The following is a 24,539-nucleotide window of genomic DNA, read 5'->3' as shown; positions in this document are numbered from 1 at the left end:
GGTGGGTCAAGTGTCGGTGACACGCGGCTGTCTGCCGGTCGGTCCGCCGTGGTGCGGGAGAACCCTGCGTCGGCTCGATGTGGGCGAGCGTATTTCTAACCGGTCGCTCGATTTACAGCGGTTTCTATTTAGCGCATTTGAGCGACTCGATCGAGGGCTTTTCGGGGCCGCTGTTTCATGGCGCAGTTGTGTGATCGTGTCGTATCGTCGCGTCATCGCCAGGCCTTGGTGGGGGCGCTGGTCTTCGAATCCTTTGTGTGTAAAGAACTTTGGAGCTCGGATGACCGATGGTGCTGTCGTGGTGCCTGGAACCACACAGGGGCAAGACTGGGTCGACGATATCTTGCTGGCCGGGCCGGACGACGAGGTTTGCTTCCGTCTGCCCGATCCTATTGATCGTTTGAATTTACGCCGATTGGTGCTCGCACGGCAAACGGAATTGGCACAGTCCGGTTTCCGGCCGGGTGGTGCGGTCGCGTTGCGGTTGCCGCCGTCGATGGCGTTCGTGACGCATTTGCTGGCGATCTGGCGCGGCGGCGGGCAGGCGATCCTGCTCGACCACCGGCTGACCGACTACGAGGTACGCCGGGCGATCGAACGGTTGGTGCCTCAGGTCGTCGTGTCGCCGGAGCGGCCGGTGCAGTCCGGACTGCGGACGTTCGTCGAGGTGGACACGGACGTGGCGAGCTACTCCGGTCATCCGGCCGGCACCGGGCATGCCGTCGTCCAGTTGAGTTCGGGGTCGACCGGGCCGTCGAAGGTGATCGGCCGTACTGCGGACGATCTGGTCGCGGAGGTACTGCGGTACACGCAGATCGACGGCGTACCGCAGCGTGGTGAGCGCATCATCCTCCTGCCGTCGATGGTGCATGTCCTCGGTCTGGTCGGCGGGCTGCTCTACGGGCTGCATGCAGGTGTCGAGCTGCAACCGCCGGCGCGTCTCACCGGGGACGCGATCGTGCAGGCGATCGGCGCGGCGACGACGCCGGCGACTGTGCTCGGGGTGCCGTTCCACATCGGACTGCTCGCGTCGGTGCAGGATCCGCCGTGGCTGCCGCAGTTCAAGCGGATGACCACGGGTGGAGAGCTCGTGCAGGCGTCGGTGTCGCAGGCGTTCGAGGAGAAGTACGGCGTACCGCTCGGGAACATGTACGGGATGACCGAGGTCGGGGTGATCGGCACCGACCTGTACGGCCGGCACCGACCGGCGATCCAGCCCGCGCCCGGGATCTCGGTCCGGGTCGTCGACGGCGAACTCCAGGTGGCTCGCGCGGAGTCGCCGTACCTCGGTCTGTCCGACCCGACCCGCTGGGCCGACGGCTGGCTGCATACGCGCGACGCCGGTGTCGTGGATCCGGAGACGGGGCTCGTCAGAATCAAGGGCCGGCTGGATTCGCAGGTGTCCGTCGGCGGGTTGAAGGTCGATCTCACCGAGGTCGAGGCCGCGCTCGCGTCGTTGCGCGGGGTCGAGGCCGCGGTGGTCGCCTTCGACGGCTCGATCGCGGCGTACGTGCAGCTCAACCAGCCGCGGTCGTTGGTGGATCTCGAAGCGGAGTTGGCCCAGCAGCTGGCGACGTACAAACGACCCCGCGCCGTGCACCTGCTCAATCAGTTGCCTCGGACAACCACCGGCAAGCTCGTCCGCGACTTGTCCACGCTGCGCAAAGCGGTCTCCTGATGTACGACGATCTCCGTCAACCCGACCGGCGCCGCGAGGGCAAGCACCGCGCCCGGCCACGGCACGTACGTGACCAGCAGCTCCGGCTCGGACTCCACCACCCCACCCCCGAGCGGCATCACCCGCCGCAGCCCGGACCCGCGCAACCCGCGCCCCAACGCCTTCCCGACAGCCTCCTTGGCTGTCCACAACCGCAGGAACCCGTCGGGCCGAGTCGACATCCAGGCCAGCTCCTCCGGTGCGAACCAACGGTCGGCCAGCTCCTGCATCTGGCGGGGCTGAACCTCCTCGAGGTCCACACCGATCGGACCGTCGGTCGAGGCCGCGACCACCACGAGGTGGTGGGTGTGGCTGATGCTCACCGCCAGGCCTGGCACCTCTGGACGGCCGCTCTCGTCGTGGCTGAGCTGCGGGTCCGGGATGAGCGTGCCCGCCAGCTCGAGCAGCAGCTCGTGTGCCGCAGCGCGCGGCTCGGCGCCCGCCGGTGCCAACCAGACATGTACAGAACCGCCCACCGAAAGAAGGTATACCGATGAAGGACGAGGTTCGCGCATTCGTTATCGCGCAACTGCAGGACATGAACTACGACACCGAAGGGATCGACGACGACACCACGCTCGGCCCGGCCGGGGTGGATCTGGAATCGCTGGCGCTGGCGGATCTGTCGGTGCGGGTCGAGGACCGGTTCGGGGTCAGGTTCTCCGACGACGAGTCCGAGCAGTTGGCGTTGATGACGGTCGGCGAGTTCACCACCGAGGTGGCCGGCCGGGTCGCTCAGCAGGTCTGATGAACTCGACCCCACCCCCGCCCGGGCGGGCCGAGATCCTCACCTGGTTGGCCGGCCTCGGCCCGCGCCCGCCGGACGCCGAACGCCTCGACTCGATGGAGCTGGCCTGGCTGGTCCATCAGGTCGAGCAGCAGTACGGCGTCGCGCTCGACGACGACCAGCTCGAACGCATGAGCACGATCGACGACGCGGTCGCCGTTCTCCGCGAGGTGCTGACCAGCCATGTCTGAACCGCTCCCGGTCGCCGTGACCGGCATGTCGATCCTGACTGCCCTGGGCCGTGGCCCGTCGGCACAGTTGTCCGGTACCCCGGCCTTCGCCGAAGTCACGCGCTTCGACACGAGCAACCGCCGCACCCACCACGCCGCGATCGCCGCGGATGCCGGCACGCTCGACGAAGAACTCGACCAAGCGATCGCCGACGCATGCGTGCAGGCCGGTGTCGACCGCAGTACGACGCCGCTCCTGCTCGCCCTGCATACGCCGCCGTCCCGGGACTTCGGCCAGCTGCGGACCTATACCTCGGCCTGCGTCTCCGCCACCACGGCCCTGGCCGACGCTTTCACCCTCATCCGCCTCGGCCGCGTCGACCGGGTCGTCGTAGCAGCCGCCTACCTGGTCGAGCCCTATCAGTTCGCACTCTTCGACGCCGGCCGAGCGTTGTCCACCGACGGCGCCCTCCGGCCGTTCTCCTTGCATCGCACCGGCACCTTGCTGGGCGACGGCGTGGCCGCGGTAGTCCTGCAGGCCGGCGAAGGCTTGGCCGAGCTGGTCAGCTGCGCCCGCTCCGGCGACGCCTACCACCCCGTCCAACCTGCCCCCGACGGCCGAGGCCTGACCACCGCCATCAACTCGGCCCTCCGCAAAGCAAACCTCCCACCCGAAGCCATTACCTACGTCAACGCCAACGCAACCGGCACCACCTACGCCGACGCATCCGAGGCCGCCGCGCTGAACCAGCTCCGCGGGCCGGCGGTTTCTTCGACGAAGAGCGCGCATGGGCACGCGTTGGAGGCTTCGGGGTTGGTGGAGTTCGTGGTGACGGTGGCTGCAGTGCGGGCTGGAAAGTTGCCGGTCAATGCGGGGTTCTTGGAGGCGGATCCTGCGTGTGCGGTTGATCTGATTCTGGATGCGCCGCGGCCGGTGACCTCGCCGTACGCGATGTCGCTCAACTCCGCATTTGGTGGAGCGAACACCGCATTGGTGGTGCGGGTCGGATGAAGACGGTGGCCGAAGGGCGCTGGGACGGCGGGGAGCCGCCGGGGGTGCCGGGGTTCGTGGGGTCGGCGTTCAACCCGATGGTGGTTGCGGCGGCCGAGCGGTGCCTGGCTCAGGTGGAGACCGGAGCACTGACAGGGATCGTGCTCGTGAGCGACGGCGATCGCGTCAGCGCCGACCACGTCCGTGAAGCAGTTGCTGAGGGCAAGCGCATCGGGCCGTTGTACTTCTTCCAGTCGGTGCCGAACAGCATCGCCGGATGGATCGCGGCCAAGTGGGACCTGCGCGGCCCGGTCGTGTGTGTGACCGACGGCGGGCTCGAGGAAGCCGGCCTGCTGCTCGACGACGGCGACGCCGAGCAGGTCCTGATCGTGGAGGTGGACGCCGACCACGCGTTCGCCCGGATGGTGAGTGGAGAACCGGTATGAAGAGCTTCAGAGCACAGCTGGCCGCGGACCCGGCCATCGGCACCGGCAACGTCCTCGCAACGGTCCTCGAGTACGGTGCCGACCCGAACGGCCCCGGCCTGACCTTCGACACCCCGGTCGACCACTTCCCGGCCGAACACCCACTGACCCTCGGCGAACTCGACGAACGTGTCCAGGCCCGTACGGCGTGGCTGCACGAACACGGCATCACCCGCCGCGACGTCATCGCGATCTGGGCCACCGAAGCCCAGGACATCGTGCTCAGCTTCCTTGCCCTCACCCGCCTCGGCGCGATCCCGGCGCTCCTCAACGGCAAGATGGCCCCGCCGATCGCCGACGAGTACATACGTCGCCTGCGCGTGACGGCCGTCCTCGCCGACGCCCGGCACCGCCCGCTGCTCGAGACCGAAGTCCTGGCCGAGCCGAGGGACCTCGGGCAAGGCGATCCGGCCAAAGCACCGCAGCACTACCGGCACCACGCCGACGACCCCGTCGTGATCACGCACACCAGCGGAACCACCGGCGTACCGAAGGCTGTGCTGCACACCCACACCACCCTGTACGCCGCCCTCAAACACCTCCTGACCATGCCGCAGGCGCAAGGCACCGACAGAATCCTCAACGCGCTCCCGATCCCGCACACCGCGACGATCCTGATGGTCAACCAGGTGCTGGGCAATCGCGCCGAGATGCTGCTGCTGTCCAGCCAGGACGCGCCGTACGTCCTGCAGAACATCGAGCGCTGGAAGCCGCATTCCGTCTACGGATTCGCCGTCACCTGGGCCGGACTCGCCCGCGAGGACCTGAGCCGGCACGATCTCGACTCGGTCCGGATGTGGTTCAACACCGGCGACTGCGCGCACGAACCGCACATCCGCAAACTCGTTGCCGCCGGCACCCGTGAGAGCGTCACCCGGGAGGGCCGGCGGACCGTCCGCGGCAGTCATTTCATCGACGGTCTCGGCTCCAGCGAGATGGGCCACAACGGCTTCCACATCACGCACACGATCGAGAGCGACCACTACGGCCGCTGCATCGGCAAGCCGTACGAGTTCGCCCGCGCGACCGTGCTCAGCTCGACGGGCGAGGAGCTGCCGACGGGCAAGGTCGGCCTGCTCGGGTTCCGGTCGCCGTCGGTCTCACCGGGCTACTGGAACGACTCGGGCACGACGTACCGATTCCGGCTGAACGGCTGGTTCCTCACCGGCGACCTGGTCTACCGCGACGACACCGGCCACTACTTCCACCTGGACCGCGTACCGGATGCGGTCGCCGGCTTCGAGGGCCCACAACTCTTCACGTCGATGTCCGAGGAACGCATCCTCGCGGCCCTCCCCGACGTCGCCGACTGCACGGTGATCATCACCCCGGACAACGGCCGGTACGTCGCCGACGTACTGCTCGAACTCTCCGCGGACGCGCCCGACCGCGACCGCACGGCCGACGTACGGGCAGCCGTCGGGGACGAGGTCGCGGCGATCCTTCGCAACGTCACCGTGGTCGGCGCGGGCGATGTGCCGGTCACTGTGACCGGCAAGGTCCGCAAGGTCGCCCTCCGGGAGGCTCGCTCATGAACGCCACCATCACCGGGATCGGCCTGATGACACCGGTCGGCCGAGGTGCACGCGCGGCGTACGACGCCTTGCTGCACGGGCGATCCGGCATCGTCAAACCACCTTCGGACCATCCCATCGCCAACTCGATCGAGCTCGCGGGCATCCTGCCGCCCTTCGACGCCGGCGACCTCGCCAAGGGACCGGACGGGAAGGTGATGGACCGCACCGTCATCCTGGCCCAACTCGTCGCGGCGGACGCGCTCGCCGACGCCGGCCTGGTGATCGGCGACAACGTCGACCCTGATCGCATCGGCGTGATCGTCGGTGGGGTCGGCGGGATGGCGACCCTCGAGCAGCAGGTCATCGCACGCGCCGAACGTGGTCGCGCCGCAGTCAGCCCCTATCTGCTCACAGGAATCCTGCCGAACATGCCGGCCGCCCGCGTCGCCATCCGCCATGGCATCCGGGGATTTACCTCGTCGGTCGGTACGGCGTGTGCCTCCGGCGCTCAGGCGATCGCGGACGCCGTCCGCCTGATCCGGTCCGGTGAGGCCGACGTGGTGGTGTGCGGGGCGAGCGAGGCGCCGTTGTTCCCGACGTTTGCCGAGACGTTCGCCAATGCGCGGGCGCTGGCTCGTGGGTGGGACGACCCGGCCGAGGCGAGTCGACCGTTCGACCTGCGGCGTAACGGATTTGTCCTGAGTGAGGGTGCCGCGCTTTTGGTGCTGGAGAGCACCGAGCATGCTGCAGCCCGGGGCGCCCGGGGGTATGCGGATGTTGCCGGGTATGGCGTGAACTCCGATGCGCATCATCCGACTGCTCCGCGTCCGGACGGTGAAGGCGCTGCGGCGTGCATGCGGTTGGCGATGGCGAGCGGGCGTGTCCGGCCCGGGCAGGTTGGCTATGTCAACGCCCACGGGACGAGCACGAAGCTGGGGGACGTCGCCGAGTCGGTTGCTATCGGCAAGGCATTCGGGGATCACCAGCCGGCGGTCAGCTCGACCAAGGCGCTGACCGGGCACATGCTCGGCACCTCCGGGGTGGTCGAGGCGATGGCCGCGGTCGGTGCGATCACGACCGGGCTGCTGCCCCCGACGTACCAACTGGAAGACCCGGATCCGGCCTGCCCGCTGGACCACGTCCGGAAGGAACCCCGCGAGGTCCGGCTCGAGTACGCGTTGTCGAACTCGTTCGGCTTCGGCGGTCAGAACGTCAGCCTGCTCCTCGGCGCCGCCAGTACGCCGGACAGGCGCGACATCAACAGTGAGGGGAAGGCCTAATGGAGATCTACGGGATCGACCACGTCGAGCTGTACGTGGGCGACGCTCGGCAGGCTGCGTTCTACCTCGGGCACGCGTTCGGCCTGCAGATACACGGCCAAGGCGGACCCGAGACCGGTCTGCCCGGACAGCGCTCGTTGCTGCTCCGCGAGGACGCGGTCCAGATCGTGCTGACATCCGGGCTCGTCGCCGACCACCCGGCGGCGGCCTACGTGCAGCGGCACGGAGACGGAGTTGCCGTGGTCGGCATCGAGGTCGACAACGCGGCGGGCGCGTACACCGAACTGCTTGCCCGGGGCGCCGAATCGGTTGCCGCGCCGGTGATCTACACGGACCAGGAGACCACGGTGGTCATCGCCGAAGTCGGTGGTTTCGGCGACGTGATCCACCGACTCGTCGAACGGCGCGGGCCGCGGCACGAGTTCCTGCCCGGCGCGATCCAGATCACCGAGCCCGCGACCGGGCCGGACGAGAAGCTGTTCAGCGAGATCGACCACCTGGCCATCTGCGTGCCTTCGGGGCAGCTGAAGCCGACGGTCGAGTTCTACCAGAAGGTCTTCGGGTTCCTGCCGATCTTCGAGGAGTTCATCGAGGTCGCCGGGCAGGGGATGGAGTCGACCGTCGTCCAGAGTCCGTCGAAACACGTCACGTTCACGCTGATCGAGCCCGACCCGAATCGTCGGCCCGGCCAGATCAACGACTTCCTCAGCTGGCATGCCGGCGCCGGCGTCCAGCACATCGCCTTGCGGACCGGCAACATCGTCGAGGCGGTCAGCACGCTGGCCGGTCGAGGCGTGAACTTCCTCGCCTCGCCGTCGACGTACTACACGGCGTTGCCGGAACGCGTCGGCGAGGTCGAGACGCCGATCGAGGACCTGGAGAAGCTCGGCATCCTGGTCGACCGGGACCACTGGGGCCAGCTGCTGCAGATCTTCACCGAGTCGATGCACGTCCGCCGCACGCTGTTCCTCGAGATCATCGAGCGCCGCGGCGCGATGACGTTCGGCAGCGGCAACATCAAGGCGCTGTACGAGGCGAAGGAGCGCGAGCTCGAGGGGGTCTCATGACGTTGGAGTTCAAGCTGTCCGAGGAAGAGGTCGAGCTCCTCCCCACCGACGAGGATGTTGCCTTCTACAACGAGCACGGCTGGTACCTGTCCAAGAAACTGCTGACCGACGACGAGACCGACGAGCTGGTGAACGCCAGCGAGCGGTACTACGCCGGTGAGCGCGACCGCACCCTGCCGCTCGCGCCGCCCAGGCTCGCGTACTGGGACCCGTCGAAGGGCGACGTCCAGCGGCACAACGACTACGTCCACTACGAACACGACGGCCTGGCGAAGATCCTCCGCAAGCCGCTGATCGGGGCCGTCGCGGCACGGCTCGCGCAGGCCGACGAGATCCGGATCTTCCAGTCGACGCTGATCTACAAGCCGCCGATCTCCGGTGAGCCGTCGAACATCGTGCCCTGGCATTTCGACAAGCACTACTGGTCGTCCTCGTCGTCGGACCGGATGCTGACCGCGTTCATCCCGTTCCACGACTGTCCGCCGGAGATGGGCACGATCACGATGGTCGACGGCAGCCACCGTTGGCAGGAGATCGGCGCCGACGACACCGTCGTACGCCACTTCGCCGAGCGGGACCGGTCCCAGCTCGATCAGATGCTGGCCGAGAACGCGGCGTACAACGGCGCCGAAGTGACCAAGCTGCAGATCACGATCCCACGCGGTCATATGAACTTCCACCACTGCCGCACCTACCACGGCAGCGGCGCGAACGTCACCGACCGCCCGCGCCGTGCGATCTCCCTGCACCTGCAGGACGGCGCCAACAGCTATCGCGAGTTCCCCCTCAGCGACGGAACTCTTGCCGCCTACAACCACGACGTCCTGGTACGCCGTACACCCAACGGCCGCCCGGATTACGCGGACCCCGACTACTGCCCAACGCTCTGGGCCGACCGCTAGGAGATCAGGACATGTCCCGTTACGACTGGGGTCAGACCCACCCCGGCATCGAGCAGCTGGAGAAGGCCGTCGGCGAGGCTCGCGACAAGGTCGTCCAGCATCCGCTCTACGCCAACCTCGACACCCACGATGCGCTGGTCACCTTCATGGAGCACCATGTCTTCGCGGTCTGGGACTTCATGTCGCTGCTCAAGTCCCTGCAGCGCGAACTCACCTGTGTCACGGTGCCGTGGATCCCGACCTCCCACAGCAGCAGCCGACGGCTGATCAACGACATCGTGATGGTCGAGGAGAGCGACGAGCTCGGCGACGGCTTCATCAGCCACTTCGAGTTGTACGTGAACGGCATGGTGGAGGCCGGCGCGGATACGTCGGCGATCACGCACCTGATCGATCTGCTGCGCAGCGGCGGCGCCGTGGTCGAGTCGTTGAAGGCTGCCGGCGTACCGCAGGCGTCGATCGACTTCGCCGGCACCACCTGGGACATCATCGAGAACGCGCCGATCCACTGCCAGGCGGCGGCCTTCGCGTTCGGGCGTGAGGACCTGATCCCGGACATGTTCCAGCAGGTCGTCGCGGTGAACGAGCGGTCCAACCGGCTCAACACCTTCGTCGACTACCTGGAACGGCACATCGAGGTGGACGGCGAGCAGCACACCCCGATGGCGATGCAGATGGTCACCGACCTCTGCGGCGACGACCAGGCCAAATGGGACGCCTGCGCGGACACCATCAACTCCGCGCTCGCGGCCCGCGCCCGCCTGTGGGACGCGATCCTCGCGGCTGTGAAGGCCTGACCGCATGAGCACTGTCGATCTCTACCGGACCGTGCGGCTGATCCGCAGGTTCGAGGAGCGGGCGATCGAGTTCGTGCGGTCCGGTGAGATCGTCGGTGGCATTCATCCGTACGTCGGCCAGGAGGCGATCGCCGCCGGTGCGTGCGCGGCGTTGACGTCGGACGACGTGATCACGAGTACCCACCGCGGGCATGGTCACGTGCTGGCTCGCGGGGCCGACCCGGGACGACTGCTCGCCGAGTTGATGGGGCGGGAGACCGGACTCAACAGGGGCCGCGGCGGTTCGATGCACGCGGCGGATTTCAGCCTCGGGATTCTCGGGGCGAACGCGATCGTCGGGGCGGCCGGGTCGATCGCGACCGGTGCGGCCTGGGCGCACCGGCGGCAGGGACGGGACACGGTCGCGGTCACGTTCTTCGGCGACGGCGCGATGAACGAGGGGATGTTGCTGGAGGCCTTCAACCTGGCCGCGCTCTGGCGGATTCCGGTGATCTTCGTCTGCGAGAACAACGGGTACGCGACCACGATGCCGGTCGGGTCGGCGGTCGCCGGGAGCATCACCGGCCGGGCGCGGGCGTTCGGGATACCGGCGTTCACGATCGACGGCCAGGACCCGGAGACGGTGCTCAAGGCAACTACCGCTGCCGTCACGCGGGCTCGGTCCGGCAAGGGGCCGATGTTCCTGGAGTGCCTGACCTATCGCTTCGACGCGCATCACACCTTCGAGCATCGTGCCCGGCTCGACTACCGCTCGCCCGATGAGGTCGCTGCCGGGGTTTCCCGGGATCCGGTCGTGATCCAGGGCGCCCGGTTGTCCGAGCACGAGCGGGCCGAGGTCGACGACGAGGTCGAGGCGGTGCTCGACGCGGCGACCGAGTTCGCGCTCGGGAGTGCGCACCCGGATCCGGCCGACGCCCTCAAGTACCTGTACGCGGTGATGCCCTGATGCCGAAGCTCTCGTACCTGAAGGCGATGAACCGAGCCCTCGCCGACTCCCTCGACACCGATCCGTCGGTGTTCCTGCTCGGTGAGGACATCCGGGTCGCCGCGTCCAATCTGACCGCCGGACTGCTGTCCCGCTTCGGCCCGGACCGGGTGCTCGACACTCCACTGTCGGAGCAGGCGTTCACGAACTTCGCGACCGGCGCCGCGCTGGCCGGGATGCGCCCGGTGATCGAGTTCCAGATCCCGTCACTCCTGTTCCTGGTCTTCGAGCAACTCGCGAACCAGGCACACAAGTTCTCCCTGATGACCGGCGGCCAGTGCAAAGTTCCCGTGACGTACGTCGTCACCGGATCAGGTTCGCGCACGGGCTGGGCCGGCCAGCACTCGGATCACCCCTACACCCTCCTCGCCCACGTCGGCATCAAGACCGTCGTACCCGCGACTCCCACCGACGCCTACGGACTCCTCGTATCAGCCATCCGCGACGATGACCCAGTCGTCTTCTTCGCTCCGTCGGCCGCCCTGGGCGTCCGTGACGACGTCGACTTCAGCACGCTCGGACCGGTTCCACTCGGTACTGGGCGGTTGGCGCGGTCCGGCCGCGACGTAACGGTCGTTGCCCTCGGCCACCTGGTACACGACGCGCTGGCCGTCGCGGACGAGTTGGCCGGGCACGGGATCTCCGTCGAAGTCTTCGACCCGCGGACCGTCTACCCGCTCGACCTCGACGGCCTGGCCGCGTCGGTCGCGAAGACCCGCCGCCTCGTGGTGATCGACGACTCGAACCGCACCAGCGGTTTCGCCGCCGAGATCCTCGCAGTCGCCGCCGAACGCTTCACCCTGGATGCCCCGCCCCGGCGCGTGACCCGCCCGGACGGTGCGGTCCTGCCGTTCGCCCTTGCCCTCGACCGAGCGATCCAACCTGACCGGGATCAGCTCGTTGCCGCGATCAACGCCGTACTGGAGGACAGATGAGTGACGTGTGGCAACAGTTGCCGGAAGCAACTCGTACGGCGCTGGTGCGGCGGGGGACGGCCTCGTGGCGTGAGGTGTACGAAGGAGTGGCGACGCACAACAAGGAGTGGCGACCGCTCCGGCCGCCGATCATGTCCGCAACCGCCTACCAGTCCTTGACGGAGCTGTCCGCAACCGTCGCCCGGCTGATCTTGGGTGCGTGTTTGCGGAGGGCGACTACGGCGGGGGAGTTGCGGCGGGCGCTCGAGATGCCGGTCGGGTACATCGATCTGCTGGACGAGGAGCTGCCGTTGACCGAGGACCTGCTCGGCGGGGTTCGCGCGGACATCCTGCTCAGCTGCGGGACGCCGTACGTCGTGGAGGCCAATATCGACAGCGCGCTCGGTGGGGCGCACGACTCGGACGGAGTCGCTCATCGGTTCCTCGCGGCCTACGCGGGCGATGCGGTGCTGGACGAGCTCGGGCTGACTGCGCCCGCGTCGGCGGTCGACGCGCGATACGAAGCGGTGCGGTCGGCATTGCAACTGACCGGGGACGATCGGTTGGCGATGGTCTTCACCACGGGCGGGACCTACCCGGGTTCGCAGGACGGGCTGGCAATGATCAAGCTGCTCGAGCCGTTCAGCGAGCGCGGTCGCGAGCTGGGCCTCGACATGCGGGTGTATCCGGTCGAGTGGCTCACGTTGGATGACTCCGGCCGGCTCTGCGTCGACGACGGGCCGATCGACGCCGTACTGCGGATGTTCGTCCCGCAGGGTATGAAGCCGAGCGACGGTCTGGATGCGTTGGGAACTGCCGTCGCGAGCCGGTCGGTGCGGATGTTCACCGCGACCGCGAGCTGGTTGCTGGCGAGCAAGACGATCCTGGCCTGGCTGTGGAGCGACCTCGACGAGTTGGACCCGGCCGACGCGGAAGTGGTCCGGCAGCACGTACCGCGGACGGAGATTCTGTCGACAGATCTGCGCGAGCGGGTACTTGCCGATCGGAACGAGTGGGTGCTCAAGCCGAACGGTTCGTACGGGGGCGTCGGCGTGGTCGTCGGTCCCGAGGCCGACGATGCGGCTTGGGCGAACGCGATCGAGGAAGCGCTGGGCGAGGGCGGCTACATCGTTCAGCGCCACATCGACGTGGATCGGCTCACCATGCAGTTCGTGCACCTCGAGACCGGAGAGACCCAGGAGGCCGACGTGCCGTTCTGCGTCGCGCCGTACCTGTTCGCGGGTACGCCGGCCGGCGCCTACCTCCGCTTCACGGTCCCGGGGGCCGGACCCGTGGTCAACGTCGGCCAGGGTGCGCTGACGAGCGGTCTGCTGCTGGTGCCTTGAGTCGGCGGCCGAGCGCCCGCAGCGTTTCGGCGGTCGCGACGGCATCGCTACGAGCGTTGCCGTGGCGGCCGTCGCTGCTGTAGAGAGTCGGGTCGGTCGACAGCGGGTGGTCGGTGAGCTGGACGTGGATCGTGCCGAGCTGCTCGGCGATCGCGGCGGTGCGATCGGAGAGTGTTCGCATTCGTTGCCTGAGGCCCGGACGGAGCCAGTCGGCGACGGCCGGACTGTACGAGATGTCGAACATGCCGAGCGTCATCACCTCCGCGCCGGCACCCTGCAGCGTGGTGATCATCAGCGTCAGCTCGCGATCGACCCGGTCGGCGTCGTACGTCGCCGGGAACGCATCGTTGCCGCCGCCAACGACCTGCGCGAGGTCCGCGCCGAAGGCGAGTGCCGGCTCGAGCTGGGTGGCGAGGATCTCGCGGGTGCGCAGTCCGCTGACGCCGAGGTTGAGGTAGGCGAGCTCTGGACGTACGGCGCGGAGCTCGGCGGCGATGCGATCCGCCCACTGGAGGTCGCTGTAACCGTCGACCGGCTCGCACAGTCCTTCGGCGACGCTGTCGCCCAGGACGACGAACCTCCGCCACGGATGGTCTGCGAGGAGCTCGAGGCTCTCGCCAGGGCGGAGGCAGTAGGGGTCAGTGGCTTCGTTCATATCGCCTCCACTGTTCTTGATGCGTCGAGAACCTTCCCAGGGCCGCGGCGGATCAAGGGATACACGCTGACGAGCAGGCACGCAACGCCGGACCAGATCAGGGCCGGGATCAGTCCCAGTGCGCTGACCAACTCACCCGCCAGCAGGGCGCCGAGCGGAAGGCCGGCGAAGGACGCCGCGGCGACCAGACCGATGACTCGGGCCTGGAGATGTTTGGGGACGTGTTCGTAGAGGGCGGCGCCGAAGACCGGGTTGATCGCGGCGATGCCGATACCGGACAGGAACGTCACGACCATGACCAGGGCGAGATGATCAGTCAGGCCGAGCACGAGCAGCCGGGGACTGCCGCCGACGAAGGCTCCGATCGCGAAGGTCAGGTAGCGCGGCACCTTGGTGGCGAGTACGGCGAACGTGATGCTGCCGAGCAGAGCACCGGCCGAGAACGCGCCCAGGGTCAGACCGAGACCGGCGGGTGAGCCGAGCTCGTCGCGGACCCAGACCGGGATGAAGACCGCCGTGCTCGCGCTGGCGAAGATGTTGATCGTGAACGTGGTGATCAGCATCGTCGCGAGCAACTCGTCCCGGCGTACGAACGAGAAGCCTTCGGCCAGGGAGCGGAAGTACTTGTCGCGGCGGGTGTCCGCGACGACCCCGGGTGGGCGGACGAAGGCCGCTACCAGGACGCCGCAGATCACGAATGTCACCGCGTCGATCCACAGCACGCTGGCGGCGTCGGTCCAGTAGATCAGCAGCCCGCCGAGCGGTGCGCCGAGCAGGGTCGCTCCTCGGGCGAAGGCTTCGTGCAGGGACGTGATGCGGATCAGTTCGACGTTGGCGGCCTCGGCCATTGGGCGCACCAACAGATCCTTGGCGCGATCTGCCGCGCCGCGGAGCGCGCCCGCGACGGCGACGAGGACGAGCAGGGCAGCGAAGCCGAGGCTGGTGGTGGCTGCGATCGCCGCAACCGCGACGGCGCTGGACAGGTTCGCGAGGATCGACGTACGGCGTGGGCCGAGCGCGTCGATGATCGGGCCGGCCATGATGCTCGCGATGATGTACGGCACGAGCTCGACCGCGGCGACCAGACCCATCCGGGCCGCGCTGCCTGTGGTGACGAGCACGAGCCACGGGATCGCCACCATGGTGATCCGGCTGCCGACCGCGGACAACACATCCGCGACGAACAGGATGACGAGACCGCGTCTGGGCGTCATGGCTGCGGGTGCAGTTCGGCGTAGAGCTTGCGCAGGGCAACCTTGTCGACCTTGGCGATCTTCGTCAGCGGCAGTTCGTCGACGAAGTCGATCGTGGTCGGTGCCCACATCTCGTTCAACGTCGTGGTGACCAACTCCTGGAGTTCCGCCGCCGCCACGGGCGATCTGGTAACAACGAAGGCGTGCACTGCTTCACCCTGCACCGGGTCGGGCACACCGATCACCGCTGCGGTGCGGACATCCGGGTGGGTGCTGAGGGCGTCCTCGATCGGGCGGCAGAAGATCGCCCAGTTGCGCCGCGTGGTGACGATCATGTCGTGCACCCGATCGACCAGGAAGAGGTAGCCGTGCTCGTCGACGTAGCCGACGTCGCGCGTGCGGAGCCAGCCGTCGACGAGGGTCTCCGCGGTGAGTTCCGGTTGGTTCAGGTAGCCGGCGAAGACCAGGTTGCTCTGCACCCACACCTCACCGGTCTTGCCCGGCGGCAGCTCCTTGCCGTCGTCGTCGCGGATCTCGATCCGGACATCGCCGTACGGCGTTCCAGCGGATGCGAGACGCATGTCCTCGGTCAGCCCGGGTTGCGCCGTCACCACGACGCACTCGCTCAGCCCGTACACGATCCGCAGGACTGGACCGAAGCGCCTGATCCCCTGCCGTAACCGCGCTGGCGTCGCCGGGCCCGCGCCGACGTTGAACATGAACAGGCTGCTGCAGTCGACCTCCGCGCCATCCGGATAATCAAGCAATTCATACAACATCGGCGGCGTCACGTACGTCGACGTGATCCGCTCGGCCGGCACGATCCGGTAGAACTCGTCCGGCGACCACGTGTCGGTGAGGAACAGCACGCCGCCGGTGAACAGGTTGAAGAATGTGGTGATCTGCCCGCTCGCGAGCCACAGCGGTGACCCCGAGTAGTGCCGCAACATCGGGAAACCCTGTGCGACAAAGGCCGCGGCCAGCTCGAGGATCTGCTCGTAGAACGCCTGCGTGTGGTGCACGAGCTTCGGATCGCCGGTCGTCCCGCTGGTCTGCAACACCGAGTCCGGCGCCGGCGTCGCACTGATCTCGTACGGCGTCGACGAGTCGAGCTCGGCGATCCGGTACGTCGGCATCGGCGCGAGCGAGTCCGCCAACTCCTGGCCGAGCTCGCTCGCATCGTCGTACACGAACAGGTCGGCATCGGCCAGCGCCGCGAAGCGGTCGATCTCGCGGCGGGACGTGATCGGCGCGCTCCAGAGCACCCGGCAACCGTGCAGGTGCAGGGCCAGTTGGAGCGCCGGCGCGTCGAAGCAGTTCGCCGCCATCACCAGCACCTTGCCGCCCGGCCGGACGCCGGCATCGCGGAAAGCGGCGGCGAAACGCAGTACATCGGCGATCAATTCACTGTACGTCGCGGTCCGGTCACCGCGGGCCAGCGCCGGCCGATCGGCGAATTCCCGGAACAGCTCCAGGACTTGACCCACATAATTGCTACCGTTTTCGGGCAGGACGAATTCAGGCGGCATTTTCGTCTGGTTCCCCTCAGGCTCCGGCCACCCCCAGCCGTCCCTTGTGACTCTACTCGATCGGCGCCCCGCGCGGTGTGAAGGAATACCCCTGCGATTCGCGGGTGCAACTGATCCGCTAACCGCTGTGCCGGGCCCGAAAGAAATGCATTCTGATTCATTGACCGGATTCCTTCTGGCGTATTACGTTCCGTCCGCATCCATTCCGCCTGGAGGTCAGTTCATGTCCATTTCCAGCAGTTGGCGCGCGGTTGCGGTCACCGCGGCTCTCACTCTCGCCGGATCGAGCCTGGCCGGCTCGAATCTGAGCGGCCACCACGACGCCCAGTGGGTCGGCACGTGGGCGACCGCTGTCACCCACGGCGACGCCACCGGCTCGACGAATCTCGGGCTGACCGACCAGAGCGTGCGGCTGAACATCCGCCCGACCGTCGGCGGCAACCGGATCCGCGTCCGGCTGTCGAACATCTACGGCGAGAAGACCGTCACGGTCGCCGCGGCAACCGTTGCGAAGCCCGACAAGTCGACGCCAGAACTGTCCGACATCGACCCGGCATCCCTGCGGACGTTGACATTCAACGGATCGGGCAGCGCGTCGATGGTCAAGGGCAGCGAGCTGCTCAGCGACCCGGTCAACCTGCGGATCGGCACGCTCGACGACCTCGTCGTCAGCCTGTACTTCCAGGACAACACCGGCCCGACGACCTTCCACGGATCGTCGATCCAGGACAACTTCGTCGGCACCGGCAACCGGGTCAGCGACCCGACCGGCGTGAACTACCCGACGACCCGTCGGTGCTGCTGGTTCTTCCTGTCCGGTGTAGACGTCCAGACCGACGACTCCGCCGGCTCGATCGTCGTCCTCGGCGACTCGATCAGCGACGGCACGAACAGCACACCGAACGCCAACAACCGCTGGCCGGACCAGCTCGCCGAGCGACTGGCCGCATCCGCCGGGCACAAGCCGTTCCCGAGCGTGCTGAACGCGGGCCTGGCCGGCAGTCGACTCAACCACGAGGGCACCGAACCGTCCGACAACGGCGCGTTCCCCGGCTTCGGCGAGGTCGGCGTCAACTCGCTGGCCCGGTTGAACGAGGACGTGTTCGCGCAGACCGGCGTACGCACCGTCATCACCGAGCTCGGCATCAACGACATCTGGATGTCCGACGACTCGGCTGCCGAGATCATCGGCGCGCTGCGGCAGGTGAACGCCCAGGCCAAGGAGCGCGGTATCCGCAGCCTGGTCACGACGATCACGCCGTTCGAAGGGCTCTCCGGAACGGACAGCTGGACGCCGGCCAAGGAAGCTACTCGGCAGGCGGTGAACAGCTACCTGCGGTCGAGCCACGAGTTCGACGGTGTGCTCGACTTCGACAAGGTACTGCGCGACCCGGCCGCACCGTCGAAGCTGCGTGCCGACATCGACTCGGGTGACCACATCCACCCGAACGACGCCGGCTACCAACTGATGGCTGCCTCGGTCCCGCTGAACCTGGTGCGTTGACATGGCTGCTCGGAGTGCGAACGAGATTCTCGCCGCCCTCGGCTCCGAGCAGGGCCGTCGCGATCCGATGCCGCTCTTCGCGGAGCTGCATCGGATCGGTCCGGTCTGCCGCCTCGAGCCCGGCACCTCGCCGTACGCGGTCGTCGTGAACGGGTACGACGCGGCCCAGGAAGCCTTGAAGGACACGCGATTCCACCGGCTGCTGACGGCCGACCCCGACCCTCGCGACTCGGTACTGCGCCGGCTCGGTGGGTCGATGATGTTCAAGAACGAGCCGGAGCATCTGCGGATGCGCAAGGTGTTCCAGGCGGTACTCACGCCGCGCCGGCTGACCGGGTTCGAGCCGGTCGTGGAGGCGTTGGCCACCGAGCTGCTCGACGACCTGGGCAAGGCCGGCCGGGACGGGCAGGTGATCGACTTCGTCGACTTCGCGTACCGCTTGCCGATCACCGTCATCGGTACGTTCCTGGGCATCCCGCGATCGGACCTGGGCTGGTTCCGGGACCGGACCAAGGCCATCGACGACTACCTCGACCTTGGTGGGAAGGCGCCTGAGCGGTTGGCCGCGGCGAATCAGGCCGCGGACGAACTGAACGACTACTACGCGCGGATGCTCGCCGACCGCCGGGGCCGGCCGCGCGACGACCTGGTCAGCTCGCTGGTGGACTCGGAGCTCGCCGAGCAGGAACTGATCGACAACCTGCTGGTGCTGGTCAACGCCAGCTTCGTGACCACGATGAACCTGCTCACGAACGGACTCGAGCTGCTGCTCGCCCAACCCGGGCTGGTCGATGCCCTGCGCAACGAACCGGCCAGGGCAGCGGACTGCGTCGAGGAGATCCTGCGGCATCAGAGCTCGGTCCAGCTGATCAGCCGGAAGGCATCGGTCGACCTCGAACTGGCAGGCGAGACGATCACCGAGGGCAGCCTGGTGCTGATCCTGCCCGGCGCCGCGAACCGGGATCCGGCCAAGCATGCGGACGCCGACACCTTCGATCCGGATCGGGTGGACCTGCAGCACCTGTCGTTCGGTGCGGGGCCGTTCTACTGCGTGGGCGCGGGGCTCGCCCGGATGGAAGGGCGGGCGGCGTTCGGCCAGTTGTTCCAGCGATTCCCGCGGCTCGAGCTGGCGGGGGAGCCGGTTCGCAGTCATAGCCTGCTGCTGCGTGGACATGCGTCCATGCCGATCCGATTGGGGTGAAGCGATGCCGTTGGACCCGCAGGTCGAGGCGATGCGCGCCGAACGCGAGGCGAACGACGTACCGCAGCTGTACACCCAGACGCTGGCCGAGGCCCGTGAGGCGGACCTCGCCTCGATCCGGGCCGCGGGTGGTGAGGTCGAGCCGGTCCATCTCGTCGAGGACATCACGACCGACGCGGGGCTGCCGCTACGGGTCTATCGCCCGGACCTGACGGGTCCGCTGCCGACGCTCGCGTACTTCTTCGGCGGCGGGTGGACGCTCGGCAGCATCGACACCGCCGACGGCATCAGCCGCAAGCTGGCGAACGCCGTACCTTGCCAGGTTGTGACCGTCGGATACCGGCTGGCGCCGGAGCATCCGTTCCCTACTGCGGTTTACGACTGCTACGAGGCGGTGAAGTGGATCGCCGCACAGCTCCATCCCGACAAGCTCGTGGTCGGTGGCGACAGCGCCGGCGGCAACCTCGCCGCGGCCGTCACGTTGCTTGCCCGTGACAACAACGGTCCGGCGCTGTCGGGACAGTTGCTCGTGTACCCGAATACGCTCTACGGCTCCGACACCATCTCGATGCGCAACGGCGCCGACCCGTACCTGTTCAACAAGACCTCGGTCAACTGGTACTGGAAGCACTACCTCAAAGACCCCGCAGACGGTACCGATCCACTCGCATCACCCCTGCTCGCAGAGTCGCACGCGAACCTTCCACCCGCGCTCGTGATCACCGCCGAGTACGACCCGCTGCGCGACGAGGGCGAGTACTACGCCGAGAAGCTCCACGCCGCGGGCGTACCGACCACCCTCAGCCGGTACGACGGCATGGTCCACGGCTTCTTCGCGATGTCCGGGATCCTGGACGGCGGCAAGAAGGCCATGGGTGAGGCCTCGGACTGGTTGGGCAGGATCTTCACGGATGGCTGAGTCACTCGCCGACTACGAGCCGCTCGCGCGGGACGTTCTTCCGACGGCTGTCTACGACTTCGTTGCCGGCGGCAGTGGTTCCGAACAGACGCTCCGCCGCAACCGAGCGGCCTTCGACGCGCTGACCGTCACCCCGCGCGTCCTCACGGGCACGGCCAAACCGAACTCGTCCTGGACGGTCCTGGGCACGCGGTGGGAGCTCCCGTTCGCGGTTGCTCCGATGGCTTACCAGAAGCTTCTGCATCCTGAGGGGGAGTTGCTCGTCGCAGCTGCCGCGGCGAGCGTCGGCATCCCGTACACCATCAGCACCCTGAGCAGTGTCCCGCTCGAGAAGATCGCCGGTGTAGCGCCGTCCTGGTTCCAGCTCTACTGGCTGCGCGATCGCCGGATGGTGGCGAGCTTGGTGGAGCGGGCGGTGAATGCCGGTTGCAGCGCGTTGATGGTGACGGTCGACGTCCCGGTGATGGGCCGTCGATTGCGGGACGTACGCAACGAGTTCGCCCTCCCGCCGGATGTCGCTCCGGAGAACCTTGTCGACAAAGTGACACAGGCCCACGATGCGGTGCCGGGGCTGTCGGCGTTGGCCGCGCATACCGCCTCGGCCTTCGAGCCGGCCGTGTTGTGGCGGGATGTCGAGTGGTTGCGGTCGCTGTGTCCGATCCCCCTTGTGGTCAAGGGGATCCTGGATCCGCGAGATGCTCGTCGAGCCGTCGAGACAGGTGCTGACGGCGTCGTGGTGTCGAATCACGGCGGACGCCAGCTGGACGGTGCGATCGCGTCGGTCGATGCTCTGGGCCCGGTTGCCGATGCTGTCGGCAAGGATTGCGTGGTGTTGCTGGACAGCGGCGTACGGAGCGGGCTCGACGTACTGAAGGCGCTCGCCTCGGGTGCTTCCGGCGTACTCGTCGGGCGACCGTTGCTGTGGGCACTTGCTGTGGACGCTGTGGACGAGGCGCTGGCGTTGCTCGACCGGGAGTTGCGGGACGCGATGCTGCTGGCGGGGTGCGCGGACCTCGCCGCAGTACGGGAGCTGAGCGTGGGGAGAGCGACATGGCCGATCTCGAGCTGAGCGATCTGCACGGCTCGCTCACCGACCGGGCGCTGAATTCGATGAACTTCCTCAACGAGATCTCGCACCACTACCCGGAGGCGATCTCACTCGCAGCGGGCCGGCCGACCGAGGAGTTCTTCGCGCTCGAGGATCTGCACCGGTACCTCGAGCTGTTCGCGCAGTACCTGCGGGACCAGGGGTACGACGAGGCCGCGGTTCGGCGGACGATCTTCCAGTACGGGCGGACGAAGGGCATCATCCAGGACTTGGTCGCCCGCAACCTCGCGATCGACGAGGACATCCACGTCGACCCGGAAGCGATCGTCGTCACGGTCGGCTGCCAGGAGGCGATGGTCCTCACACTGCGCGCCCTCCGCGCCGGCCCCGACGACGTGCTACTCGCCATCGCCCCGACGTACGTCGGCATCACCGGCGCGGCCCGCCTCGTCGACCTTCCCGTCGTACCCGTGGGGGAGGAGGACGATCTCGCCGCTGTGCTGAAGTCGGTCCGCGCGGAGGGACGACGTCCGCGCGCGTGCTACGTGATGCCGGACTTCGCGAACCCGTCCGGCCTGAGCATGGACCTGGCGTCCCGCAGCCGCCTCCTCGAGTCGGCCGCCTTGGAAAACCTCCTGCTTCTGGAGGACAACCCGTACGGACTCTTCCCGGCCGAAGGTCATCAACGCATGCCTACGTTGAAGTCACTCGACACCTCTCGCCGTGTGATCTACCTCGGCTCGTTTGCGAAGACAGGTCTGCCGGGCGCGCGGGTCGGGTATGTCGTCGCCGATCAGACAGTCGGCACGGGACTTCTGGCCGACGAGCTCTCCAAGCTGAAAAGCATGTTGACGGTCAACACCTCGCCGGTCGCGCAGGCGGTCGTCGGTGGCAAACTCCTCGCGAACGACTGCAGCCTCGTCGCCGCGAACCGCCGCGAGCGCGCGGTCTACGCCGCCAACCTCCAGGCGATCACCGACGGCCTCGCCGCCCGCTTCCCGAACGGCGAAATCACCTGGACCGTTCCCGCCGGCGGCTTCTTCGTCGTCGTCACGGTCCCGTTCCCGGTCGACGACGCCCTGCTGGCGAAGTCGGCCCACGAGTACGGCGTCCTGTGGACCCCGATGAGCCACTTCTACGACGGCGACACCCCGATCAACGCCCTCCGCCTGTCGTGCAGCGCGGTAACCCTCGATCAGATCGACGCTGCGCTGAACCGGCTGGCCGCCTTCATCACCGATCAACTGGTCCTCTCAGAGGGTGCAGAACTGGATCTGTAGCGGAGACCGGTATGTCTCTAGCGTGAATGCCATGACCACCACCTGCGACCTCCCCACCCACCCGCTCCCCACGCCCGCCGCGCAGCGGTTGCTGACTGGTCAGTTCGGGCGGTTGTTGGTGATGGTGTTTGGTTCTGGGCTGAGCATGTATTTGCTGACCTCGGTCGTCCCGCTCTACCTGGCGACCAACGGCTCCGGAGGTGTCGGCGCCGGGCTGTCCACCGCCGCGATGATGTTCTCCGCGGTGGCGGTCGAGTTGCTCGTGCCGCGGATGCTGGCTCGCTGGGGATACCAAGTCGTCCTCGGCCTCGGGCTCGTGCTCCTCGGTGCGCCTTCGCTGGTCCTGCTGACCTCGGCCGCGTTGCCAGTCGTGCTCGCGGTCTGCATCGTCCGTGGTGCCGGGCTCGCGATCCTGGTGGTCGGCGCGGTCGCGCTGGTCGCCGACCTCACCCCGTCGACCCGACGTGGCGAGGCGCTCGGCGTGTACGGCGTGGCTGTCGGCGTACCTGCGGTGATCGGCCTGCCGCTCGGTGTCTACCTGATCAACGTGATCGGCTTCGGCGCACTGTTCGTCCTCGCCGCGATCGCCTCACTCGCCGGACTGCTGGCCCTGGTCGGTCTGCCCGCCAAGGTGAACACCGCGGAAGAGCAGCATGTGAAGGTCCTCGGAGGCCTACGACGCAGCGGCCTCCTCACCCCCACCCTGATGTTCGCCGCAGTGACCGTTGCCGCAGGCATCAGCGTCACCTTCCTGCCTCTCGCCGTTGCCGGTGACAAGCAATCACTCGTCGCCACAGCCCTTCTGCTACAGGCGATCGCGGCACCCATCGCCCGCTGGCTGGCCGGCCGGTACGCCGACCGCACCGGCCCCGCGAAGCTGCTCGCACCCGCGCTGATCCTCGCCGCGATCGGCGCCGGATCGCTCGTCTTCCTCCCGAGCGCCGTCGCGATCCTGATCGGTTCGACCTGCTTCGGCATCGGCTTCGGCGCCGCGCAGAACCTCACGCTGACCCTGATGTACAACCGCGTCGACCGCTCCCGCTACGGCCAGGTCAGCGCTCTCTGGAACCTCGCGTACGACGGCGGCTGGGGTGCCGGCGCGCTGATCTTCGGCGCGGTCGTCGGTGGCGTCGGCTTCTCGGTCGCGTTCGCGCTGACCGCCGCAGTCGTCGCGGTAGCCGTCGTACCGGCTCTTAAAGCTTCCGTAGCCTGACCCAGCGGACGGCATGGTCCGGGCCCTTGCGGAGTACCAGGGTTGCGCGGGAGCGGGTGGGGAGGATGTTCTCGCGCAGGTTCGGGCCGTTGATGCCGTCCCAGAGCGATTCGGCCTTCTTGATCGCTTCCTGGCGGCTCAGCTCGCCGTACCGGACGAAGTACGACTCGGGGTTGCGGAAGGCCGTCTCCCACAGCTTGAGGAAGCGCGCCACATACCAGGAGCGGACGTCGTCGGCCGCGGCGTCGACGTACACCGAGAAGTCGAAGAAGTCGCTCACGGCGAGGCCGCTCTTGCCGTCCGCGTGCCGGGGCGCCGGCTGCAGGACGTTCAGCCCCTCGAGCAGCAGGATGTCCGGTTGCTCGACGGTGGTGCGTACGCCGGGCATGCGGTCGTAGTGGAGGTGCGAGTAGACCGGCGCCTCGACCGCGTCCATGCCCGACTTCACCTCGACGACGAAGCGGAGCAAGGCCTTGCGGTCGTACGACTCCGGGAATCCTTTGCGCTGCATCAGGTTCCGGCGCTCGAGCTCGGCGTTCGGCCAGAGGAAACCGTCGGTGGTGACGAGCGCGACCCGCGGGTGTTCGGGCCAGCGGGCCAGCAGTTCTCGGAGCAGGCGCGCGGTGGTGGACTTGCCGACGGCAACCGATCCGCCGATGCCGATCACGAACGGGGTGCGGGTCGCGGCCGGTTTGCCGAGGAAGCTCTCGGTGTCGGCGTGCAGCGCGCGGGCGTGCCGGACGTACAGCGAGAGGATCCGCGACAGCGGCAGATACACCTCGCGGACCTCGTCCATGTCGATCTCGTCACCCAGACCGCGCAGCCGCTCGACCTCGTCCGCCGTCAGCGGGGAGACCGTGGTCTCGGCCAGTTGCGCCCAGGTGGCCCGGTCGAGCTCGGTGTAGGGAGTCACCTCCCGCGACGGCTGCAGCATGTGGCCCATTCTTCCCACCGGCACGGATTGCACCCACATCGGGCCGACGTGGCCTTTGTCTCAACCACGCTACGGGCTCGAAACTTTCGGTGACCGCCTGGTGTG

Annotated in this window: 24 protein-coding genes; 19 read left to right on the top strand and 5 right to left on the bottom strand. The window is 67.8% G+C overall.

Translation table 11 applies throughout. The annotated features are described in order from the left end of the window. Nucleotides 1-439: 439 nt before the first annotated feature. Complete coding sequence (locus OHA10_RS05560; protein ID WP_371405112.1) at nt 440-1,678, top strand: class I adenylate-forming enzyme family protein; 1,239 nt, start codon at nt 440-442, stop codon at nt 1,676-1,678. On the opposite strand, the gene OHA10_RS05555 is transcribed toward OHA10_RS05560, so the two are convergent. After that, a complete protein-coding gene (locus tag OHA10_RS05555; protein ID WP_371405111.1) occupies nt 1,609-2,193 on the bottom strand; it encodes a 4'-phosphopantetheinyl transferase superfamily protein in 585 nt (194 codons plus the stop codon). The genes OHA10_RS05560 and OHA10_RS05555 overlap by 70 nt on opposite strands. Nucleotides 2,194-2,210: 17 nt before the next feature. Here OHA10_RS05555 and OHA10_RS05550 point away from each other — a divergent pair, with 17 nt between their 5' ends. From OHA10_RS05550 to OHA10_RS05495, 12 genes are read left to right on the top strand one after another with little or no spacing between them, the layout of a single operon-like run. After that, nucleotides 2,211-2,465 (top strand): acyl carrier protein, encoded by a 255-nt coding sequence (locus OHA10_RS05550; protein ID WP_137259095.1) that lies wholly within the window; start codon nt 2,211-2,213, stop codon nt 2,463-2,465. Continuing rightward, nucleotides 2,465-2,695, top strand: coding sequence for a phosphopantetheine-binding protein (locus tag OHA10_RS05545; RefSeq protein ID WP_371405110.1), 231 nt, complete (start codon nt 2,465-2,467; stop codon nt 2,693-2,695). The genes OHA10_RS05550 and OHA10_RS05545 overlap by 1 nt, the downstream gene beginning before the upstream one ends. Continuing rightward, nucleotides 2,688-3,686, top strand: a complete 999-nt coding sequence (locus OHA10_RS05540; RefSeq protein ID WP_371405109.1) for a beta-ketoacyl synthase — start codon at nt 2,688-2,690, stop codon at nt 3,684-3,686. The genes OHA10_RS05545 and OHA10_RS05540 overlap by 8 nt, the downstream gene beginning before the upstream one ends. Further along, complete coding sequence (locus OHA10_RS05535; protein WP_371405108.1) at nt 3,683-4,111, top strand: hypothetical protein; 429 nt, start codon at nt 3,683-3,685, stop codon at nt 4,109-4,111. Before OHA10_RS05540 ends, OHA10_RS05535 begins: the two co-directional genes overlap by 4 nt. After that, a complete protein-coding gene (locus OHA10_RS05530) occupies nt 4,108-5,685 on the top strand; it encodes a class I adenylate-forming enzyme family protein (RefSeq protein WP_371405107.1) in 1,578 nt (525 codons plus the stop codon). Before OHA10_RS05535 ends, OHA10_RS05530 begins: the two co-directional genes overlap by 4 nt. Further along, nucleotides 5,682-6,947 carry a beta-ketoacyl synthase gene (locus OHA10_RS05525; protein ID WP_371405106.1) on the top strand — a complete coding sequence of 422 codons (1,266 nt, stop codon included), beginning with the start codon at nt 5,682-5,684 and terminating at the stop codon, nt 6,945-6,947. Before OHA10_RS05530 ends, OHA10_RS05525 begins: the two co-directional genes overlap by 4 nt. Continuing rightward, nucleotides 6,947-8,014 carry a 4-hydroxyphenylpyruvate dioxygenase gene (gene hppD, locus OHA10_RS05520; RefSeq protein WP_371405105.1) on the top strand — a complete coding sequence of 356 codons (1,068 nt, stop codon included), beginning with the start codon at nt 6,947-6,949 and terminating at the stop codon, nt 8,012-8,014. Before OHA10_RS05525 ends, hppD begins: the two co-directional genes overlap by 1 nt. Continuing rightward, complete coding sequence (locus OHA10_RS05515) at nt 8,011-8,916, top strand: phytanoyl-CoA dioxygenase family protein (RefSeq protein WP_371405104.1); 906 nt, start codon at nt 8,011-8,013, stop codon at nt 8,914-8,916. The genes hppD and OHA10_RS05515 overlap by 4 nt, the downstream gene beginning before the upstream one ends. A gap of 11 nt (nt 8,917-8,927) precedes the next feature. Continuing rightward, complete coding sequence (locus OHA10_RS05510; protein ID WP_371405103.1) at nt 8,928-9,713, top strand: DUF3050 domain-containing protein; 786 nt, start codon at nt 8,928-8,930, stop codon at nt 9,711-9,713. Between the two features lie 4 nt (nt 9,714-9,717). Further along, nucleotides 9,718-10,659: a thiamine pyrophosphate-dependent dehydrogenase E1 component subunit alpha gene (locus OHA10_RS05505; RefSeq protein ID WP_371405102.1), complete on the top strand. Its 942-nt coding sequence runs from the start codon at nt 9,718-9,720 to the stop codon at nt 10,657-10,659. Continuing rightward, nucleotides 10,659-11,633: an alpha-ketoacid dehydrogenase subunit beta gene (locus OHA10_RS05500; protein WP_371405101.1), complete on the top strand. Its 975-nt coding sequence runs from the start codon at nt 10,659-10,661 to the stop codon at nt 11,631-11,633. The genes OHA10_RS05505 and OHA10_RS05500 overlap by 1 nt, the downstream gene beginning before the upstream one ends. Next, the gene (locus OHA10_RS05495) at nt 11,630-12,958 is read left to right on the top strand and encodes a hypothetical protein (RefSeq protein WP_371405100.1); all 1,329 of its coding nucleotides are present in this window, start codon (nt 11,630-11,632) and stop codon (nt 12,956-12,958) included. Before OHA10_RS05500 ends, OHA10_RS05495 begins: the two co-directional genes overlap by 4 nt. Here OHA10_RS05495 and OHA10_RS05490 read toward each other — a convergent pair. The 3 genes from OHA10_RS05490 to OHA10_RS05480 are packed head-to-tail and all read right to left on the bottom strand — an operon-like array spanning nt 12,909 to nt 16,293. Next, nucleotides 12,909-13,613: an SGNH/GDSL hydrolase family protein gene (locus tag OHA10_RS05490; protein WP_371405099.1), complete on the bottom strand. Its 705-nt coding sequence runs from the start codon at nt 13,611-13,613 to the stop codon at nt 12,909-12,911. The genes OHA10_RS05495 and OHA10_RS05490 overlap by 50 nt on opposite strands. Further along, nucleotides 13,610-14,827: an MFS transporter gene (locus OHA10_RS05485; protein ID WP_371405098.1), complete on the bottom strand. Its 1,218-nt coding sequence runs from the start codon at nt 14,825-14,827 to the stop codon at nt 13,610-13,612. The genes OHA10_RS05490 and OHA10_RS05485 overlap by 4 nt, the downstream gene beginning before the upstream one ends. Then, complete coding sequence (locus OHA10_RS05480) at nt 14,824-16,293, bottom strand: class I adenylate-forming enzyme family protein (protein WP_371405097.1); 1,470 nt, start codon at nt 16,291-16,293, stop codon at nt 14,824-14,826. Before OHA10_RS05480 ends, OHA10_RS05485 begins: the two co-directional genes overlap by 4 nt. A 265-nt stretch (nt 16,294-16,558) precedes the next feature. On the opposite strand from OHA10_RS05480, the gene OHA10_RS05475 reads away from it, so the two are divergent. The 6 genes from OHA10_RS05475 to OHA10_RS05450 are packed head-to-tail and all read left to right on the top strand — an operon-like array spanning nt 16,559 to nt 23,500. Then, nucleotides 16,559-17,839 (top strand): SGNH/GDSL hydrolase family protein, encoded by a 1,281-nt coding sequence (locus tag OHA10_RS05475; protein WP_371405096.1) that lies wholly within the window; start codon nt 16,559-16,561, stop codon nt 17,837-17,839. 1 nt (nt 17,840) lies between these two features. After that, nucleotides 17,841-19,040 carry a cytochrome P450 gene (locus OHA10_RS05470; RefSeq protein WP_371405095.1) on the top strand — a complete coding sequence of 400 codons (1,200 nt, stop codon included), beginning with the start codon at nt 17,841-17,843 and terminating at the stop codon, nt 19,038-19,040. A gap of 4 nt (nt 19,041-19,044) precedes the next feature. After that, nucleotides 19,045-19,959 carry an alpha/beta hydrolase gene (locus OHA10_RS05465; protein WP_371405094.1) on the top strand — a complete coding sequence of 305 codons (915 nt, stop codon included), beginning with the start codon at nt 19,045-19,047 and terminating at the stop codon, nt 19,957-19,959. Then, nucleotides 19,952-21,028, top strand: coding sequence for an alpha-hydroxy-acid oxidizing protein (locus OHA10_RS05460; RefSeq protein ID WP_371405093.1), 1,077 nt, complete (start codon nt 19,952-19,954; stop codon nt 21,026-21,028). The genes OHA10_RS05465 and OHA10_RS05460 overlap by 8 nt, the downstream gene beginning before the upstream one ends. Next, nucleotides 21,010-22,287 (top strand): aminotransferase class I/II-fold pyridoxal phosphate-dependent enzyme, encoded by a 1,278-nt coding sequence (locus OHA10_RS05455; protein ID WP_371405092.1) that lies wholly within the window; start codon nt 21,010-21,012, stop codon nt 22,285-22,287. The genes OHA10_RS05460 and OHA10_RS05455 overlap by 19 nt, the downstream gene beginning before the upstream one ends. A 31-nt stretch (nt 22,288-22,318) precedes the next feature. Beyond that, nucleotides 22,319-23,500 (top strand): MFS transporter, encoded by a 1,182-nt coding sequence (locus tag OHA10_RS05450; RefSeq protein WP_371405091.1) that lies wholly within the window; start codon nt 22,319-22,321, stop codon nt 23,498-23,500. Here OHA10_RS05450 and coaA read toward each other — a convergent pair. Continuing rightward, complete coding sequence (gene coaA / locus OHA10_RS05445) at nt 23,481-24,434, bottom strand: type I pantothenate kinase (RefSeq protein ID WP_137258708.1); 954 nt, start codon at nt 24,432-24,434, stop codon at nt 23,481-23,483. The genes OHA10_RS05450 and coaA overlap by 20 nt on opposite strands. Between the last annotated feature and the right edge of the window lie 105 nt (nt 24,435-24,539).

Origin of the sequence: Kribbella sp. NBC_00662 (genome assembly GCF_041430295.1) — a bacterium.
In the GTDB taxonomy this organism is placed as follows: Bacteria; Actinomycetota; Actinomycetes; order Propionibacteriales; family Kribbellaceae; genus Kribbella.
The sequence above is the reverse complement of the archived record's forward strand: the minus strand, read 5'-3'. Positions and strand labels throughout refer to the sequence as shown.